This is a genomic window from Alicyclobacillus fastidiosus, assembly GCF_026651875.1.
Classification (GTDB): domain Bacteria; phylum Bacillota; class Bacilli; order Alicyclobacillales; family Alicyclobacillaceae; genus Alicyclobacillus; species Alicyclobacillus fastidiosus.
The window spans coordinates 1,450,239-1,466,586 of sequence record NZ_CP104067.1 but is presented as its reverse complement, the minus strand read 5'-3'; the positions used below and the strand labels follow the sequence as shown (position 1 = coordinate 1,466,586).

15 protein-coding genes are annotated in these 16,348 nt (G+C 54.5%); 2 read left to right on the top strand and 13 right to left on the bottom strand.

The genetic code is table 11. From position 1 onward, the window contains the following. Positions 1–252 precede the first annotated feature (252 nt). The 5 genes from NZD89_RS07250 to NZD89_RS07230 form a co-directional block, all read right to left on the bottom strand. On the bottom strand, positions 253–1,560 hold the full coding sequence (locus NZD89_RS07250; protein WP_284286257.1) for a glutamate-5-semialdehyde dehydrogenase: 1,308 nt from the start codon (positions 1,558–1,560) through the stop codon (positions 253–255). Beyond that, positions 1,557–2,684, bottom strand: a complete 1,128-nt coding sequence (gene proB / locus NZD89_RS07245; protein WP_268007064.1) for a glutamate 5-kinase — start codon at positions 2,682–2,684, stop codon at positions 1,557–1,559. The genes NZD89_RS07250 and proB overlap by 4 nt, the downstream gene beginning before the upstream one ends. Before the next feature lie 308 nt (positions 2,685–2,992). Continuing rightward, positions 2,993–3,196 carry a hypothetical protein gene (locus tag NZD89_RS07240; protein WP_268007063.1) on the bottom strand — a complete coding sequence of 68 codons (204 nt, stop codon included), beginning with the start codon at positions 3,194–3,196 and terminating at the stop codon, positions 2,993–2,995. A gap of 15 nt (positions 3,197–3,211) precedes the next feature. Beyond that, on the bottom strand, positions 3,212–4,462 hold the full coding sequence (locus NZD89_RS07235; RefSeq protein WP_268007062.1) for an aromatic ring-hydroxylating dioxygenase subunit alpha: 1,251 nt from the start codon (positions 4,460–4,462) through the stop codon (positions 3,212–3,214). Positions 4,463–4,499: 37 nt separating this feature from the next. Continuing rightward, on the bottom strand, positions 4,500–5,681 hold the full coding sequence (locus tag NZD89_RS07230; protein ID WP_268007061.1) for a Gfo/Idh/MocA family protein: 1,182 nt from the start codon (positions 5,679–5,681) through the stop codon (positions 4,500–4,502). Positions 5,682–5,854: 173 nt separating this feature from the next. On the opposite strand from NZD89_RS07230, the gene NZD89_RS07225 reads away from it, so the two are divergent. Then, positions 5,855–6,781, top strand: coding sequence for a LysR family transcriptional regulator (locus NZD89_RS07225; protein ID WP_268007060.1), 927 nt, complete (start codon positions 5,855–5,857; stop codon positions 6,779–6,781). A 166-nt stretch (positions 6,782–6,947) separates the two neighbouring features. Here NZD89_RS07225 and NZD89_RS07220 read toward each other — a convergent pair whose 3' ends face one another. The 8 genes from NZD89_RS07220 to NZD89_RS07185 form a co-directional block, all read right to left on the bottom strand. After that, complete coding sequence (locus NZD89_RS07220; RefSeq protein ID WP_268007059.1) at positions 6,948–8,222, bottom strand: MFS transporter; 1,275 nt, start codon at positions 8,220–8,222, stop codon at positions 6,948–6,950. 149 nt (positions 8,223–8,371) lie between these two features. Further along, positions 8,372–9,109, bottom strand: a complete 738-nt coding sequence (locus tag NZD89_RS07215) for a class II aldolase/adducin family protein (RefSeq protein ID WP_268007058.1) — start codon at positions 9,107–9,109, stop codon at positions 8,372–8,374. Positions 9,110–9,400: 291 nt separating this feature from the next. Further along, the gene (locus NZD89_RS07210) at positions 9,401–10,642 is read right to left on the bottom strand and encodes an MFS transporter (protein WP_268007057.1); all 1,242 of its coding nucleotides are present in this window, start codon (positions 10,640–10,642) and stop codon (positions 9,401–9,403) included. A gap of 201 nt (positions 10,643–10,843) precedes the next feature. Beyond that, on the bottom strand, positions 10,844–11,101 hold the full coding sequence (locus tag NZD89_RS07205) for a YciI family protein (RefSeq protein ID WP_268007056.1): 258 nt from the start codon (positions 11,099–11,101) through the stop codon (positions 10,844–10,846). Positions 11,102–11,171: 70 nt separating this feature from the next. Beyond that, positions 11,172–12,356, bottom strand: a complete 1,185-nt coding sequence (locus tag NZD89_RS07200; RefSeq protein ID WP_438938751.1) for an FAD-dependent monooxygenase — start codon at positions 12,354–12,356, stop codon at positions 11,172–11,174. A 39-nt stretch (positions 12,357–12,395) separates the two neighbouring features. Then, positions 12,396–12,887, bottom strand: a complete 492-nt coding sequence (locus tag NZD89_RS07195) for a DinB family protein (RefSeq protein ID WP_268007055.1) — start codon at positions 12,885–12,887, stop codon at positions 12,396–12,398. A gap of 44 nt (positions 12,888–12,931) precedes the next feature. After that, on the bottom strand, positions 12,932–13,864 hold the full coding sequence (locus tag NZD89_RS07190) for a fumarylacetoacetate hydrolase family protein (protein ID WP_268007054.1): 933 nt from the start codon (positions 13,862–13,864) through the stop codon (positions 12,932–12,934). A gap of 42 nt (positions 13,865–13,906) precedes the next feature. Beyond that, positions 13,907–15,010: a cupin domain-containing protein gene (locus NZD89_RS07185; protein ID WP_268007053.1), complete on the bottom strand. Its 1,104-nt coding sequence runs from the start codon at positions 15,008–15,010 to the stop codon at positions 13,907–13,909. A gap of 467 nt (positions 15,011–15,477) precedes the next feature. Between NZD89_RS07185 and NZD89_RS07180 the strand changes: the two genes are divergently transcribed. Continuing rightward, positions 15,478–16,233 (top strand): IclR family transcriptional regulator, encoded by a 756-nt coding sequence (locus NZD89_RS07180; protein WP_268007052.1) that lies wholly within the window; start codon positions 15,478–15,480, stop codon positions 16,231–16,233. The last annotated feature ends 115 nt before the right edge of the window (positions 16,234–16,348 follow it).

The following is a 16,348-nucleotide window of genomic DNA, read 5'->3' as shown; positions in this document are numbered from 1 at the left end:
AAACGTCGTTCGTTGATATCCGTTATCCTAAACCTGCAGTTACTGCACGTCTTGCGAGGACCAGAAATGATTCGCAATATCGGAAATGGATGAACGTGGGGGATAGAAAGGGAGAATTGCGAAGGATGGGGCGGGTCGAACTACGTTCAGGGACGCTCGGCCCGCATGGTGAGACGCGAGGCACACGGCGTAGCTGAGCTTCGGTAACTCATTACTCAACCACCATTCACTCAGCCGCGCCGCGCCCCTCGACTAGCCACGGACTTGGCCGTCTCCGCGCACGATGTACTTATAGCTGGTCATCTCGCGAAGACCCATCGGTCCACGCGCGTGCAGTTTTTGCGTGGAGATGCCGATCTCTGCACCGAATCCGAATTCAAAACCGTCTGTGAACCGAGAGGAGGCATTATGATAGACCACCGCCGCGTCGACGCGCGACAGAAATTCAGCTGCAGCCTCTTCGCTTTCGGTCACGATGACTTCTGAATGAAGAGTGCCGTATTCTGTAATATGTTCAATCGCGGCGTCGAGACTATCGACCACTTTCACCGCCAAGATGAGATCGAGATACTCTGTCGACCAATCCTCTTTTGTCGCCGCCGAGACATCCGAAAATCCCTCGTCGCGTAGGATGGAGAGCGATTGCTCACACCCCCGCACCTGCACACCGAGGCGGACCAAGTGTGGAACGATTTCGGGTAACCATGCGCTAGCCACACTTTTGTGCACGAGCAGAGTCTCTGCCGCGTTACATACGGACGGGCGCTGCGTTTTTGCGTTCGTGATAATGTCACGTGCCTTCGCGACATCTGCCGAGGCATCGACGTACACGTGACAATTGCCGACGCCCGTTTCGATCACAGGCACTTGTGCGTGGCGCACGACGCGCTCAATCAATCCTGCGCCGCCGCGTGGAATCACCAAATCGACGAGTCCCACGGCGCGGATCAGCAAATCGACAGACTCGCGTTCGGTGCGCTCGACGAACTGAAGCGCTTCGCTTGGCACTCCACTCGTCTGGAGTCCCTTGTGAAGCGCGCGAACGAGCGCAATATTTGACCGCAAGGCCTCCCGGCCACCCCGGAGCACGGCCGCGTTCCCCGTCTTGATACACAATCCGACCGCGTCAACCGTCACGTTTGGCCTCGACTCATAAACCATGGCAATAACCCCCATCGGGACTCGAACCTTTTCGATTCGCATGCCGTTCGGGTGGAGAATCGTGTCCAATCGCTCACCGATCGGATCCTCCAACTGTGCGACTTGGCAAAGGCCGTCCATCATTTGCCGAATTCGATGCTCGTTCAACATCAGTCGATCAATCCGCGACGCCGGTTGGCCTGCCGCCTCGGCTGCACGCACGTCCTCCTCGTTGGCCGCGAGGATTTCCTCACGATTGTTCCACAACGCATCTGCCATCTGATGTAAGGCCTCATTTTTCACCGAAGTAGACGCCACCGCAAGCACTCGGCTCGCACCCCTGGCCTGATGCAGTTTGTGCGCGATGTATGCCCCCAACTCGGCCTGTGCGCCGCTCTCTACTAGATGCGCCTCTGTCATCCTAACACCCCACCTTCCAATACGACCATGTTGTTGCGATGTACCACCTCAGTCACGTTGTAAAGCCGCTCCCCCGATTGTCTTCGATGTACGAGGGTATCCAGATCCCGGGCTGAAAAATTTGTGATTCCCTTCCCGACGACATGTCCCGTGGTGTTGGCAAGGGCCACCGTGGTCCCCTCCTGGAAGTCCCCTTGAACCTGCATGACCCCCGGTAGAAGTAGACTGCCTGCCTGGGCGACCAGCGCCTGAACCGCACCCTCGTCGATGACGAGCACACCACCGGGTTGCGGCCCATGAATCAGCCAAGATTTTCTGTGAGCCAGCGGTTCTGGCCGCGCGTGAAACAAGGTCCCCACCGCTTCACCGTCAGCAATTCGCAAAAGCACCCGCGATTCCTCACTCGAGGCAATGACGACATCGATCCCTGACTGCACAGCCGCTTTGGCCGCGGAGATCTTCGTCCTCATCCCGCCCGTTCCGACGGAACTGCCTGCGCCGCCTGCAATCGACTCGATCTCTCTCGTAATTTCCCAGATTTCAGATAGACGTGTTGCACTCGCATCCGCCTTCGGATCTCCCGTGTACAAACCATCGATATCGGTCAGCAACACGAGCCGCTCCGCCTCCGACACAAGTGCGGTCAAACTGGCCAGGGAGTCGTTGTCACCAAAGCGGATTTCATCGACGGCAACCGTGTCATTTTCGTTGACAATCGGCACAATACCGTTGTGCAACAGCGTGAGGATGGTGTTGCGAATATGGACAAACCGTTTGCGGTCCTCAATATCCAACCGCGTCAACAACAATTGACCAACGACGATATCCTCTTGACCGAACAACCGTTCATAGGTTTCCATTAAAAGGGTTTGTCCTACAGCAGCAGCCGCCTGTTTCTCGGGAAGCGTAATGCTCGCTCGGTTCCATCCAAGCTTGCCCAGGCCCGCCGCAATCGCGCCAGACGACACTAGAATCACTTGACATCTTCCTGACTTCTGAAGAGCAGCCAGTTGGGCTACGACGCGTCTCATTTTTTCCAACGATAATCTGCCTCGGTGGTCCGTAATCGAACTCGATCCCACCTTGACAACCATCCGCCAACGATGCTTCACTCCATGTTCCATACCGGGTTCCTCCATAATGATAGGAGTATTCAGACTTTCCTTATTGTACAATGGAATGGCCCCAGGCATCACATCGGATTTCCCTGCCCGATGCCGCTCTGGCACCTGAGCTAGAGACGATAGCCTTTTTCGTTAACGGTACTTTACTTGAATGACCCTTCGTGAACCGGTGGTCAACGTACAGTACGCGCATCCACATCTGCCCATCGTCATTGCTCGGGAAATTACGACAAAGCCAAAGAAGACACCGTCCGCTTCGACAGTGTCTTCCTCGATGTTACATTTCGATGGCGCAATCTAGTTAAATCTCAGCCTTCGACCAACTCAGGCGCAGTCACCCGTTGAATCTCTGCGATTTCCCCCTTCGCGCCACAAGAATAGCACCACCAAAAGCAGATGGAACTGTCCGCCAATGAAAACTCGTTGACCAAATTGCGTGGATCTTCTAAGGACCCGCCACAATGCGGACAAAACTGTACCCAATCAAGTAGATGCTGCGTGTGTTTCCCCAAGCTCAGCTCCCCCAGTTAGACATTTTCCTCCACTTTCCCCTTGCACAGAAGAATAATCTCGTCGATGTTCGGGGCATATCTGGTGTTCCAATCTTTCGCGATACTCGACAGGAGATCTCCAACACCGTATTTGTTCTCTTCCTGCGGAAGAACAATCACGTCGTTTTGGGCGGGATCGCGAACCACGCACATCGGGTCCTCGCCTTTCTCCACCCTGGCTAATTCCTGCATCAGCAACTGCCGGTACATGATAATGCCTTTGTCAGATGTGCCAAGTCTCTCTGTCGTTCTATCCGCGATTTCCCCTTGCGTCACCCAGCTCATCATGTCCTGACCGTCAATGTAGTCGGTAATGAACTTTCCATTGGCATCCTTGAGCGGAGCCTCGTACAGAGAGATGGGATAATCGTTTGGCACCTGCACTCCTTCGTTCGGAACGAAACACGTGTACCAAATATGATAGGTATGCGTATCATCCATCGGCACACGAATTTGAAAAGAATGGGCCCCTAGGTCGCCCACCCGCAACATATTCGGAAATACCACTGGATGTCCGACCACCCAATCCTCACAATCTTCCGTCTGCCCCTCCAAAACGCGGCGTTTGATGATGCCGTGATCGAACAAATCGAAGCCAATTTTTTGGTGATGCTTACTGATGGGCCAACTGTCCTGCGGCCGTCCCTCGCGCTCGAACACGTATTGAAAATACCGCCCGTGCAACCACTCCAAGTGCGTTGGATCGAGGGAGTTCTCCATAATTTGCATCCAGTTACACGGAATGACGGCGTATCCGATGGTACGAATCACATTGTCGCGAACGAACAGATCATAGCGAGGCAACAGGGGGGCTGGTTTGGGGCCAAGGTAGGCAAATATCAATCCCCCCAGTTCCTCCACCTCGTACGCGGGAAGCTTAACTTTGTCCTTAAACGTGCTGGTCGATGGCTCGTTGGGCTGCTCCAAACACTGGCCCGTCGCGTCGTACAGCCATCCGTGGTAGGGACATCGCAAGCCGTTTTCCTCGGGAATGCCGCACGTCATCGACACGCCGCGGTGCGCACACCGCTCTCCGATGAGCCCCAGTTTCCCACTTCGATCCCGATAGAGCACAAGATCCTCACCAAGCAATCGGACCTTTTTCGTCCACTCGCCTTCCAACTCAGATGCTGCGGCGATAGGGAGCCAGTAGCGGCGAAACAAGTTTCCCATTGGCGTCCCTGGTCCAACACTCGTCAACATCGTGTTTCGTTCCTGATTGAGCATCGTACTGTTCCTCCATTCGCTCGTATATCCTGTCGCATTACTCCGTCGCGACTTGGTAGTGTAAATAGATTTCTTCTCGTCGTTTCGCAGATTCGAGGACTGCTAAGCACACTTCAAGGGTTGCCATCCCCCACCGTGCCGTGTGGACGGGCTCAATCGACCCGTTGACGGCGCCCACAAATTCCTCCACCACCCGGTCGTGAGGCGTCTTTGTGGACGGGAGTTCCACCTCGATGATGCGGTCATCCGCGTAGACAAACAGCCCTTCTGGACTCTGACGAATATCTCCTCGTTCGCAACTGACGAGGGTAAGTCCAAAAAACGGTTGATGTTCGCCCTGCTCCTGTAGTGTGTCACCCGTTTTGTACCCCGCCTGTTCGCGCTTCATGACCGATTCCTCCGCCGTAGTCAACTGCAGGCTGCGTTTTCTGTGAGACCCATAGCAGTGGTCGCAATCCGGAGCTAGTTGCCCCCACTCGCCGATGCCAAAGGTCAGTTCCGTGCTGTGAAAGCGGTCATATCCGCTGTAGACTGCGGTTGCACAAACCCCGTCCTCGAATTCCAAATACACAGTGTGGCTGCCCTCCGTCGGTCGACGCGCATCCCACCGTCCAGTGGACGCGCGTACGCTGCGCAGCGCGCCACCTCCAAGGAAGCGAATGACGTCAAACTGGTGAGCGCCCTGCCGAAAGGTGACCCCGCCCCCCAAGTCAGTGGACAGCTCCTCTGGCACCCTGGGTCGGTAGAGCCAATCGGTGTAGCACCAGCTGTGAATCATTCGCAGCCCACCTAACCCCCCGCTGTGTACGATGTCTCGCATCGCTTGAATCGGGGCATCGAAGCTGTGGGAATGTCCGACAATCACCACCCGACCGAACTTCTCGGCAGCTTCGACCATCCGTTTGGCACAAGGCAAGTCTGTCGCCAAGGGCTTCTCCACCAGGACGTGCTTACCGTGTTCCAGTGCCATCAGCACGTGATGGACGTGCAGATGTGTAGGTGTCGCAATGTAAATCGCGTCCACATCATCGAGACCGCAGAGCTCGTCGATGTCTGCGTACGCGGGAATGGAAAAATCGTTGGCGAACGCGAGTCGCTCCTCCTCCCGAACAGAGGCCGCCGCAACCACCTCGATAGTCGGGTTGGACAGCAGTGCGCGGAGCATGAGGCGTGTAGCCGTTCCCAACCCAGCGATGGCGACGCGTATCAGGTCAGGCATAAGTCACCTCCTCATCAGGGTGAAATTACAGCGCCAAAAACAAGCGCTTACCAAGAATGGCGTAGATGCTTTCGCTCGTGCCTCTCTTTGAGCTTACGCCCCCGTCTGCGTATTGCACAAATTTAAATTTTCTGACTAACATATAAAGAAAAACTTATATTCGAGGTGTTCCTATGCGTGAGCATCTGAGCCTGCATCAGTTGGAACTGTTTCGTGCCGTTGTCGATCACGGCAGTTATGTGGAAACCGCCAAAGAGTTGATGATTACGCAACCGGCCCTGAGCCTGCAGGTGAAATCGCTACAGAATTTCTTGTCCACAACGTTGTTTGAACGCAAGGGAAATCATCTGTATCTGACGGATACCGGGCGGATTACGTACGAATTCGCCCAGGACATCCTGGCGCTTGAGCAAAAACTCGTTACGACCGTCGAAGAGCTGATGCAAAACGACCAAGGGAACCTGGCTATCGGAAGCAATCGTCCGTTCGGACGGTACTTTTTGCCCCACATCATCGCCCAGTACATGGGGGTATTAGAGCAGATCCATATCTCCGTGGTATACAAGGACACCGAAACGATTTATAACCAGGTACTGAACAAGATTCTCGACGTAGGCGTCGTGACGTCCGACGAAACGGTTCCTCTCCCGTCCGGATTGCGAGCCACCATGCTTCGTCATGACCACTGGTGTCTAGTCTATAGTAGTCAGTCTCCCTGGGCTCACCAGTTGGAGATCAACAAGCACTTATTCCAATCTGTTCCCCTGATCAGTGCCGTCACGCACTCCACCCATTGGAAGTTGATTCAGCAAATCCTTCGAAATCTCGGGATCTCGGACGAGGATTACACGATTCGCCTGCGAATGGAAGATTTGGAGTCGATCAAAATTGTCGTACTCGAAGGTCTCGGCATGGCGTTTTTACCGTACACATCAGTACGACACGAATTGGCCAATGGTCAACTGTTCGAGTTTTCGTTTCCTGAATTGCGCCATCCTCCGTTGGATTGCGTCATCGTCACACAAAACAATCTCGAGCTGCGCCCCACCGTGCAGCGGTTCGTCGATTTCCTGCTCGCGTCCTTTCCTCGCACGGACTGACCCCTCTCACACCAGCTCGGCCGCAACGGCCCGGTCCATGGTGGATGAACGCGAGGGGACTGATGTCGTCACTCAGTCCCTCATTCATCGAAAGCGCTATCATTTTCGCAATCCACGCTTGAGCGATAGTTCAAGTTCGTGATAGGGATCACTGTCCTCTTAATCCTCAGTAGCCCTGTTTCGCTAACACCGTATGCCCAATCGCCCCGATTAGAAAGCAAACTGCCAAGAATCCAAACGCCATGTTGAACCCTGCAAGACCGATCAACGCTCCCATGATGGTGGGCCCCAACGCGGCCAGCAAGTTCGAGATGCCAACCATGATTCCGTTGTCGCGACCAATGTGCTCCGTAACCGTAAAACTATGCATAATTCCATGATTGACGAGCGTGGTGATCCCCTGGATACAGATGATCGCGACGACGAGGAACAAGGCGTCGTAAAGAGCGGATGGGACAAAGGAAATCGCCACAAGCAGGACCATCGAGACAACGAATCCCCACAGGCCCCAGATAGCTTTACGCTTCGTCTTATCCGTAAATGATCCAACGACCGTCGTCATGATGATGCACAGCCCAAATGCCAACGCGATGTAATTGCTCGTCGTGGCGTGACTGAAGTGCTTAGCAGTCGTCAAGTAACTTGGGAACCATGTCGCCAAGCCAAACACGCCGAATACGTTAGCGATATTCACAAGCACGGCTAGCCAGAAGCTGGAGGAGTTCATCCCTTTGGCTTTCTCCACGTGCCGTTCGACCGTCAATTGTTCTTGCTGGATATAAGCCAACTCTGACGGACTGACGCGCTTGTCGTCCGCCGGATTGTTTTTTAAGAAGAGGATAGCCATCGGCAGACAAATGACCAACGCACACAGGGTCAAAAACCAGAACACGCCTCGCCATTGGAACGAACCTATCAACCCATTCACGACAAATCCGGAGATCGCGAGGCCGATATTGATGCCGTTAATCCAAATCGCCTTGGCCCGGCCGCGCTCGCTCAGCGGGAACCACCGCGCGGTCAACGCGTTCGACGTCGGCCATAGGTAAGCCTCAGCCAAGCCTAATATGATCCGCGATATGAGCAACATCGTGAAATTCTCTGCCAATGCGCCGAGCGCGGTGCTCATCGCCCACAACAGGAGGCCGCAAATGGTACATTGTTTCGGACCCATCCGATCGACCAACACACCCCAAATGGGAAACCCAATCCCATACGCGAACAGCATAGCCGTCATCAGCAGTCCAACCAAAGCCGGACTGTGGGTGAGGTGCATTTCCTGAAGAAAGTCTTTGTTCGTCGCAACCACCGCGACACCGACTTTGTCGACCATGCCGAGGATCCAGATCACGAGCAAGGTAGGCATTACGAACTTCCAACGGACCGAACTGGTTCCGGCCGCCGTTTGACTTGAGGGCACGACCAACGGACGATTCGACATGAAATTGACTCCCCCTCGATGAAATCCACTGTGCAATCACTTTCTCTGATTTACTTGGCGTCATGACTACGATGGGCACATATATGGAAGCGCTTTCTGAATACTTGCGCGGCTACAGTTCTGCGTGCGTGCCGCGGCGGCCCCCCATGTTACAACCCACGTTCTTGGCGATACCCAGCTTCGCTCCGAATCGCCCTCTCTTTCCAGTAGTTCCAGGCCCGCTCTAAAGGCACTTCACCAAACATGGTCTCTGTTGCCGCTCTCCCCTCCTCGTAAGACAGGTATTTCGGATCACCAAGCTGCATCGCGCGGTATTGAATCTCTGCATTGGTCGCCAGATAAATGGAGCTCATGACCGTTTGCTTCAAATTTTCACCCACGACCACGACACCGTGCCCTCGCATGAGCAAGGCCCGCTTGGAGCCCAATGTTCTGGCAATTCTCTCCCCCTCTCGTTCGTTGACAATCAGCATTCCATCAGATACGTCGTAATCGTCATACAGCGGGATTCCCTCAAAAAACATGCAACCGACGTGGCAAATCGACTTGATGTCGAGGCCTGTTGTGGAAAAAGGAATCAGTGCGAGTGCGTGGTTGTGGCAAACCGCGTGGACATCTGGGCGCGCCTCATAGATCTTGGCATGCAGAATCCGTTCGGAATAAGGTCGGTAGGACGAGGAACCAATCGGATTTCCGGAAAAGTCGAACTCCATAATATCCTGTTTTTGCACGTGCTGAGGTGAAAGCGACCGGGATAGGAGAAAGTGGTCCGGATTGTCTGGGTGACGCACACTCACATGGCCGAATGCTTCCAAAATACCTTCGCAACTTAAAATGTGATTGGCCAATACGAGATCCTCAATCGCCTGTTCCGCTAATCTTGACATGAATATCCTCCAAACTCCGCATGAAGTGTCACAGGAAAGACGCCGCAAGTCGTACGTACCTCCATCCCGAGTCAGCCGTGTCAGCGATTCGGAGACCAGCGATGACACCTGCGATGAGGGATGGTTGGAACCGCGCTCCACTGTATGGCTTAAGCTTACGATCCTAAATAGTAGTCATACAATTTTAAATTTTGTGAACGGCATATAAGGAATACTATATATACTCACAAACGGGGAACGGAAAAAGGTCCCGAGCGCAATGCCTTCCAGGCATTGCGCCCAGACCGGGAGCTAGACGTAATCGGCTTCACTGGCCTGCGCTTCGATATTCGTTTCCCGCGTCCGACGAACCCTACTTTCCTTGAAGGCGAAACCGACGAAGGTGGCTACGAACGGCCCCGCGGCTGCGATATACATCACGATAGGCAGTCCGTAGTGATCGGCCAGGGCGCCAGCAATCGCCGGTGTCAGCGCCGCTCCGATAATTTCCCCGACGCTCATACTCAGTGCCCCAGCCGTCGCCGCCAGTTCTCGGGGGACCGTTTCCATCGGGATAATGTTCATCATGAGCGGAAACACGCCTTGTACGACGTTCAAAAAGAAGCTGACAACCGCGAGAATCACCCAGTTGCCATGGTAGAAATGCATCACGAGTGGCGGAAAGATGGATAAGAAGGAAAAAACGATAACCGTGGGTTTTCGGCCCCAAACGTCAGATATGAACGGAACGACAAATCCCCAAAAGAATGCCCCCAATCCCATGATAGCCATAACGTAGCCCATCTGGGATTCGGTGAGGTGATCGACATTGGTCAAAAACAGAGGTGCAAAGATGTTCATTACCCAAAGTGCGATCATCAGACAGATGGAGACGAGCACTGAGACACTCACATTCCGATATTTCAGCGCTTCCATGTACCGCCCGACGTTCATCTTCGTCGCCGACGCGGCAAATCGAACTTCCTTTGCCCACTTCCACATGACGAGTGCCATCACGAGCGTTGGGATACCCGATACCACAAACGCGACGTGCCAGTTAAAGTGAACGGCCACCTGCGTCACGACTAAAGGGGCCAACGCCATGCCAATTAATCCCGTACCACTCTGGGCAAACCCGATGTTTCTCCCAAGTCTCCTCTCGTCAGACGCTGCAGCCAGCATGGACATGCTGAGGGGAAACGTGGGACCTTCGCCCAATCCGTTTAAGATACGGATGAGCAATAAGGATGAAAAGGAGACAGCGACCGCCGAAAATCCAGAAAAGACGGCGGTGCAGATGATAAACGGAATCAGCCAGCGCTTCCGCACGCCAGACTTGTCCGACAACATGCCAAAGACGAGTGCGGAGGCGTCCCAGGCTAAGGTCATCCACATCGAGATTTGACCCACTTGTGCGTTATCCACATGCAACTTCGGCGCGATGATCGGCATTAAATAGGTGATGGTAAGTCGGTCAAAGAAGACGAAACCAAGCATCAAAAACAGCATCCACATCAGGGCATTTTGATACCGGTTCGGCACTACTTCGCTCATCGTTTCCCTTCCTCCTCGGATTGGATAATTCAGAAATATCAGGTCCTTCAACAGCTTTTAGAATGCGCTTACACGCAGCTCGTCTCATGCGCATGTGGGTCACTTCAAGGGCCACATTTGACCGGTGGGGAACGGAACATCTATCGCTTCCCCACCGGTCACGCCCCTAGAACCGCCCTCGCAAAAGCGTGTATCTCTCGTCTAGTCCTGATTGGCCCATGTGTATAGTTCGAAGTGGCGGCATCCACTTTCGATGATCGGGTCATGGCGGATGATCTCAAGCGCCGCGTCAAAGTCCGCGACATTATAAATCAGCAATCCGCCCGTCACGTTCTGAAAGGGACCTGACGACGCCAGCAGTCCTTTCAGTCTCAACTCTGTCAGGTACTTCCGATGTTCCTCGACGATCCCTTCACAAGCGGGTTGTGTCCCCTCGGTCAAGAGAGCCACGTGCTTCATCTCACAATTCTCCCTTCCCTCAATCCACGACGGAATCTTCGAATGGCAACGCCGTGGCGACTGTGTGCCGTCACTGATGAACCGGTACGCCCGGCGCATAGAGCCAATCCACAGCGCCGAAGTCGTCCGCCGTTCGCTTTTGCATGAACGCGTTTCGCAAAATCCTCGTCGCCTCGTCTTCGGTATGGATGATGTCCCCAAACAAGCGTGCCGTGCGCTGCACCCTTGCGGTGCGCACCGTGCGCTCAGCCTGATAGGCTGCAAGCGCGGCATCGATATCCTCTCCACACCTGGAGATCTGCAGCGCAAGACAGGCACCATCCTCAATCGCCTGACATGCCCCCTGAGCGATGTACTGTAGCATCGGGTGCGCCGCATCCCCTAACAGCGTGAGTCGCCCGGAAGTCCAGTTGTCTAACGGTTCTCTGTCGTACATTGGCCACCTGCGGTGCCTTTGCATGTACTTCGCTGCGTTCGCCACAGCTGGGAAACATTGATCGAAGACGGCGTCGAGCTCTTCCGGCGTTCCCCAGTCGTCGGAGTCCACTCGGTAGCGCGTACTCTTGAAAACCGCAACCTGGTTAAACAATTCTTTGCGGCGGACCGGATACTGAACAAAGTGCAGGTTTGGCCCAATCCACATGACCACGTCGTCCAAGCGCGCGTATTGCAAGATCTCCTCGGTCGGAATCGTGCCGCGGTATGCGACGTACTGAGAGCAAATGGGTTGGTCGTCGCTGAACAGTTGTCGCGTGGTGGACCACAGTCCATCTGCCCCGACGGCGGCCATTGCCTCATAGACGCTGCCGTCTGCACAGGTCACGCGCACACAATCTTCCAAATTTTCTACATCCGTCACTCGCTTGTCCGTCAATAACGTCACTTGCTCGCTGTCGCGACAGGCTTCAAGCAAGATGGCATGTAAGTCGGAACGATGCATCACCGCGTACGGCTGACCGTATCGGGTACGAAACTTTTCGCCTAAATCGAGGGAACTGAGTTCCCCCCCGCGCATGGCATCCATCAACACAAGGCGTTTCGGGAACACCGCACATTCCCGGATGACGTCCTCAAGACCCAGTTTGGACAGCACTCGCATGGCGTTGGGCGCGAGCTGCAGCCCCGCGCCGATCTCGCCAAATTGCGGAGCCTGTTCCAAGACGTGTACGGACTTGCCGCACTTCGCAATGGATAACGCGGCTGTCAAGCCTCCAATGCCGCCACCAATCACCAAAAATGAGACCTGGTTTGCCACATCCATCACCTCGCTGATCTTAGATAAAAAATCGAAACATTAGTGGACTACGCTCTGCTTGTACGCGAGCTTCGTTCTGTTCACCTGACCGATGTGTTTCTCCAGGTGTTCTGTAAGAAAATGCCCGATCTCCCACTCAATCGTGCGCACCCCAAACTTCGGATGATTCCCTTCCACAAGAAGGTCGGCATCCGTTAGACCATCCAGCATGTCGATTGTGACCTGTCTGCTGTGCTCAATCGACTGAAGTAAGCCCTCCAGCGCTTCCGATCCGGTCAGTTGCACCGCTTGAACCCTGTCGGCGTGCTCCATCGTCCGCCCGAACGACGTACCGGGGTTGTCGCGCAGACGCAGTACATCCTGGCTAAAAAACTGTTCAAACTCGGCCACGTGCGCCAGAATCTGCGCCACCGACCACGTGCTGTCATCCGCCTTCCAATGCAACTCGCTGGGCGTAATCCCCGCCACCGTCCGCTCTAACTCGTCGTGCAGCTCAAGCAGTGCTCTTTTGATCTCGGCCGTTGTCGTCATTTGACGAACCTCCTTCACAAGCTCTGTATGCGTCGCCTGTGCGCTTAACCTTCGACAATCCCGTTGACGAGTGCACCAATCTTTTCAATCTCCACTTTTACACGGTCACCGACCTTCATAAACCCTTTTGGTTCCATGGCGACACCTACGCCCCCAGGTGTCCCGGTCGCGATAATATCTCCAGGCTCCAATGTCATGATTTGAGAGACAAACGAGATGAGGTAGGGAATCGAAAAGATCAACCGACTCGTGTTATCGTTTTGCCGCAGTTCGCCGTTCAGCCAGAGTTTGATATCCAATTCGTTCGGGTTGGGAATCTCGTCCTTTGTCACCAGGACTGGCCCCATCGGGCACGTCTTATCAAACGACTTGCCTTGCAACCACTGTGGAGTTCTGTGCTGCCAATCGCGAACGGTGATGTCGTTAAAAGCCGTATACCCCGCCACGTAATCGGGTGCCTCATGCTCCTCTATATACCTGCCCTGCCGCCCGATGACGACAGCCAATTCGGCCTCGTAGTCAAACTGGTCCGACACGCGTGGAAACGGCACATCCTCCTCCGGTGCACAGACGGTGTTCGGCAACTTCGCGAAAATGACCGGAATGGTCGGTACCTCGCGCTTCATTTCGGAGACGTGATCGTGATAGTTGCGACCGACACAGACGATTTTGCCTGGATGAGGGATGGGCGCTAGGCGTTGCACCTGCTTTACGTCCATCGCGTAATCGGAGCGCTCTTCCGGCGTGCGCTCGGCGACGAAGGAAAGCACATCCTGGGCCTGCTGCAAAACCCGGTCGCCCCCCCGTAAGAACCCCAACGCGTCTGCAGGTAGCAGTGCATCAGCCAGTCGATCCGCCGCGGGCTCCCCTCGCCGCTGCAACATCGCTTGGCAAGCTAGATTTAAGTCGATAATGCGCCCATCGAATTCAACGCCAAGGCGCTCGTTGTGATTGGTCAGAAAAGATAGAATTCGCATGTGTATCCTCCTATCGGAACTCGTTCACCGCCGTCTCAGGCCTTACAGAACAGAACTCTCTACACCCGTAAACCGCTCGGATATCGCCTGGTGCCCCTCTGTGTACCGCTCACTTCGTTCGAGGTGCAGCGCTTCCATCACCGGCAAGTCGTTGGTCGAGAACAGATACGCATCACTTGGTCCCGTATTGACGTGCTCGTGCCACGCCCAATTCGGGATGACGAACGTGTCGCCCTTCTGCCAGTCGAATCGAACACCGCCAATTACCGAGTACCCTTCACCGCGGGTTACGTGATAAATGGCTCCATGGACATGCCGGTGCGCCTGGCCGTGAAAGTTGCTCGGCAGCTTTTGCATCATGGCGCCGATGGTGTGACCGGCGGCTTCGCCTGTCGCTGGATTGACATACTCGACTGCGTATCCGTCGACCGGATCTGGATCTTGGTTGGAAAGTCCGTCCAAGGCCAGTTTCGTCTGGCTCCACTTGAATACCGCCTGTGGCGCGTAGCGGTTCTCCCGATCTTGAAGCGGTCGGAGACCGGCGACCGAATAGCGATCTACTGAAAAATTATCGGGGCGCGTGACGGGTTGGTTGAACTCTGGGTGCGCCTCGAAAAACGTCACGCCGAGTTCGTAGACGAGCGGGATATCGAGACAGTCGAGCCACAGCATCGGCTGGTCTCCCTCGTGCACGTGGTCGTGCCACAATCCGGCGGGCGTGATGAGAAAGTCCCCCTCCTCCATGTAGACGCGCTCTCCTTCGACGACGGTATAGGCCCCGCTCCCCTCGAGGATGAATCGAATGGCGTTTTGATTGTGGCGATGTGACGGTGCCTTTTCCCCTGGTAACAGCAGTTGTACACCGGCGTAGAGCGTGTGTGTCAATGATCCCCAACCCCACGGCTCCAACGCCTCGAGCCCCGGGTTCCGGAAGAACACCACCCGGCGTTCACCGCCCCGCTCAGGCGTCACGAGCTGCCCAGACTCCATCACGAAGTCGTGGACGTCCCTCCATTTCCACAAGTATGGAATGGCGCGTGGCTTGGGTTCCTTCGTCATAATCGACTGCAGCGAGTCCCACAAGGGGCCCAAATGACGACTTTGCAGTCGACCGTAGTACTCCTGTAACCGTTCGTCCGTTGTCATCTCAATCTCCCTCTCAACGAATGTTTGTGCTGGAACAAAGACGACGAGGTATGCACGTCCGGCCGATGATGGACACGAGGCGGATACCCCACACCCACATTCCTCCGTTTTGTGTTCACCATTAGTAAACTATATTCACTTATATAAAATAATATAACGACAAGGAATGCTCTTGTAAACACTTTCATAAATGCGAAGGGCCCAGTTAAAGATAGATGGCCTGTCTCCACAATCGTATTTCACGCAGTTTTTTTCGATTGACAACGATTTTACGGTTCTTTTATATTTCATTGTATATTCGTAAATTGTATTTATAGATTGTTAAAAAGTGTGATTTAGGGGTGAGTGTGATAGCGCTTACGATCTGTGCAGGCCGTCGATCGTGCGTATCGGACATTTCATCCGTCAATGTTGTCTGCTAAAGTAACTACGAGTGAAACCACGGCGTCATAAACGGAGGAACACGAATGTCCGACAAGCAAGATATGACAGGACTTGGCATACAGTCGGTCGAGATCGGTATCGATATTTTAAAAACTATCGGCCATGCGCAAAAGCCCCTATCGATTAGCGAGATCGCAGAGCGCTGCGACATGTCAAAAAGTCGGTTACACCGTTATCTAACCAGTTTGTATCGAACGGGATTTCTGAGTCGAGATACGGAATTGCGCTATTCCATCGGTCCAGAGCTCATGTCCCTCGGCCTACTCGCGTCCAGCCGTTGGACCATCCGGGATGTCGCACGTCCGACATTGATACGGCTCAAAGAGAGTCTCAACGAGACGGTGGCGCTGTCGGTGTGGACGGAAAAAGGGCCGTACTTCCTGCACTGGGAGGAGAGCAACCGCGCCGTCAACATCGGCATCCGCGTCGGCACGCAGGTGAGTGCCATCAAGTCTGTAGCGGGGAAGATCTTTTTAGCGTTCTTGCCGGAACGTGACACAGAAGATGTGTTGAAACGCGAGTTGGCGCAATTTGGTGTAAGCCGCGCGGTGTTTGATCGAGAAATTCAGGAAATTCGCAGCAAAGGGTACTCCATCACAGAAGAAAGTCTATTGCCTGGCATATTAGCTATCGGGTGCCCTGTATTCGGGCGCGACGGGCGGGTGGTCGCCGCCATTAGCGTGGTAGGAATCCTCGGATATCTCGATCCCTCGGAGGAGTCCCCAGTGGTCACCGTGTTAAAGCAGGAGTGCCAGAAACTATCTGATACGTTGACGTAGCCCGGGAAGCGTCCGCAATCCCGAGTGTCATCTCAGCCATCGCTATCTTGTTCGTCCAACAACGTTACGCGCACATGGAAACGAGTGTGGCCAGCGACGGTGTACCACCCACATT

Bases quoted from the DNA above. Each gene is read 5' to 3' on its own strand.
- NZD89_RS07250 (WP_284286257.1), bottom strand. From the start codon at position 1,560: ATGACAGAGGCGCATCTAGTAGAGAGCGGCGCACAGGCCGAGTTGGGG.
- proB (WP_268007064.1), bottom strand. From the start codon at position 2,684: ATGGAACATGGAGTGAAGCATCGTTGGCGGATGGTTGTCAAGGTGGGA.
- NZD89_RS07235 (WP_268007062.1), bottom strand. From the start codon at position 4,462: ATGCTCAATCAGGAACGAAACACGATGTTGACGAGTGTTGGACCAGGG.
- NZD89_RS07230 (WP_268007061.1), bottom strand. From the start codon at position 5,681: ATGCCTGACCTGATACGCGTCGCCATCGCTGGGTTGGGAACGGCTACA.
- NZD89_RS07225 (WP_268007060.1), top strand. From the start codon at position 5,855: ATGCGTGAGCATCTGAGCCTGCATCAGTTGGAACTGTTTCGTGCCGTT.
- NZD89_RS07220 (WP_268007059.1), bottom strand. From the start codon at position 8,222: ATGTCGAATCGTCCGTTGGTCGTGCCCTCAAGTCAAACGGCGGCCGGA.
- NZD89_RS07215 (WP_268007058.1), bottom strand. From the start codon at position 9,109: ATGTCAAGATTAGCGGAACAGGCGATTGAGGATCTCGTATTGGCCAAT.
- NZD89_RS07210 (WP_268007057.1), bottom strand. From the start codon at position 10,642: ATGAGCGAAGTAGTGCCGAACCGGTATCAAAATGCCCTGATGTGGATG.
- NZD89_RS07205 (WP_268007056.1), bottom strand. From the start codon at position 11,101: ATGAAGCACGTGGCTCTCTTGACCGAGGGGACACAACCCGCTTGTGAA.
- NZD89_RS07195 (WP_268007055.1), bottom strand. From the start codon at position 12,887: ATGACGACAACGGCCGAGATCAAAAGAGCACTGCTTGAGCTGCACGAC.
- NZD89_RS07190 (WP_268007054.1), bottom strand. From the start codon at position 13,864: ATGCGAATTCTATCTTTTCTGACCAATCACAACGAGCGCCTTGGCGTT.
- NZD89_RS07185 (WP_268007053.1), bottom strand. From the start codon at position 15,010: ATGACAACGGACGAACGGTTACAGGAGTACTACGGTCGACTGCAAAGT.
- NZD89_RS07180 (WP_268007052.1), top strand. From the start codon at position 15,478: ATGTCCGACAAGCAAGATATGACAGGACTTGGCATACAGTCGGTCGAG.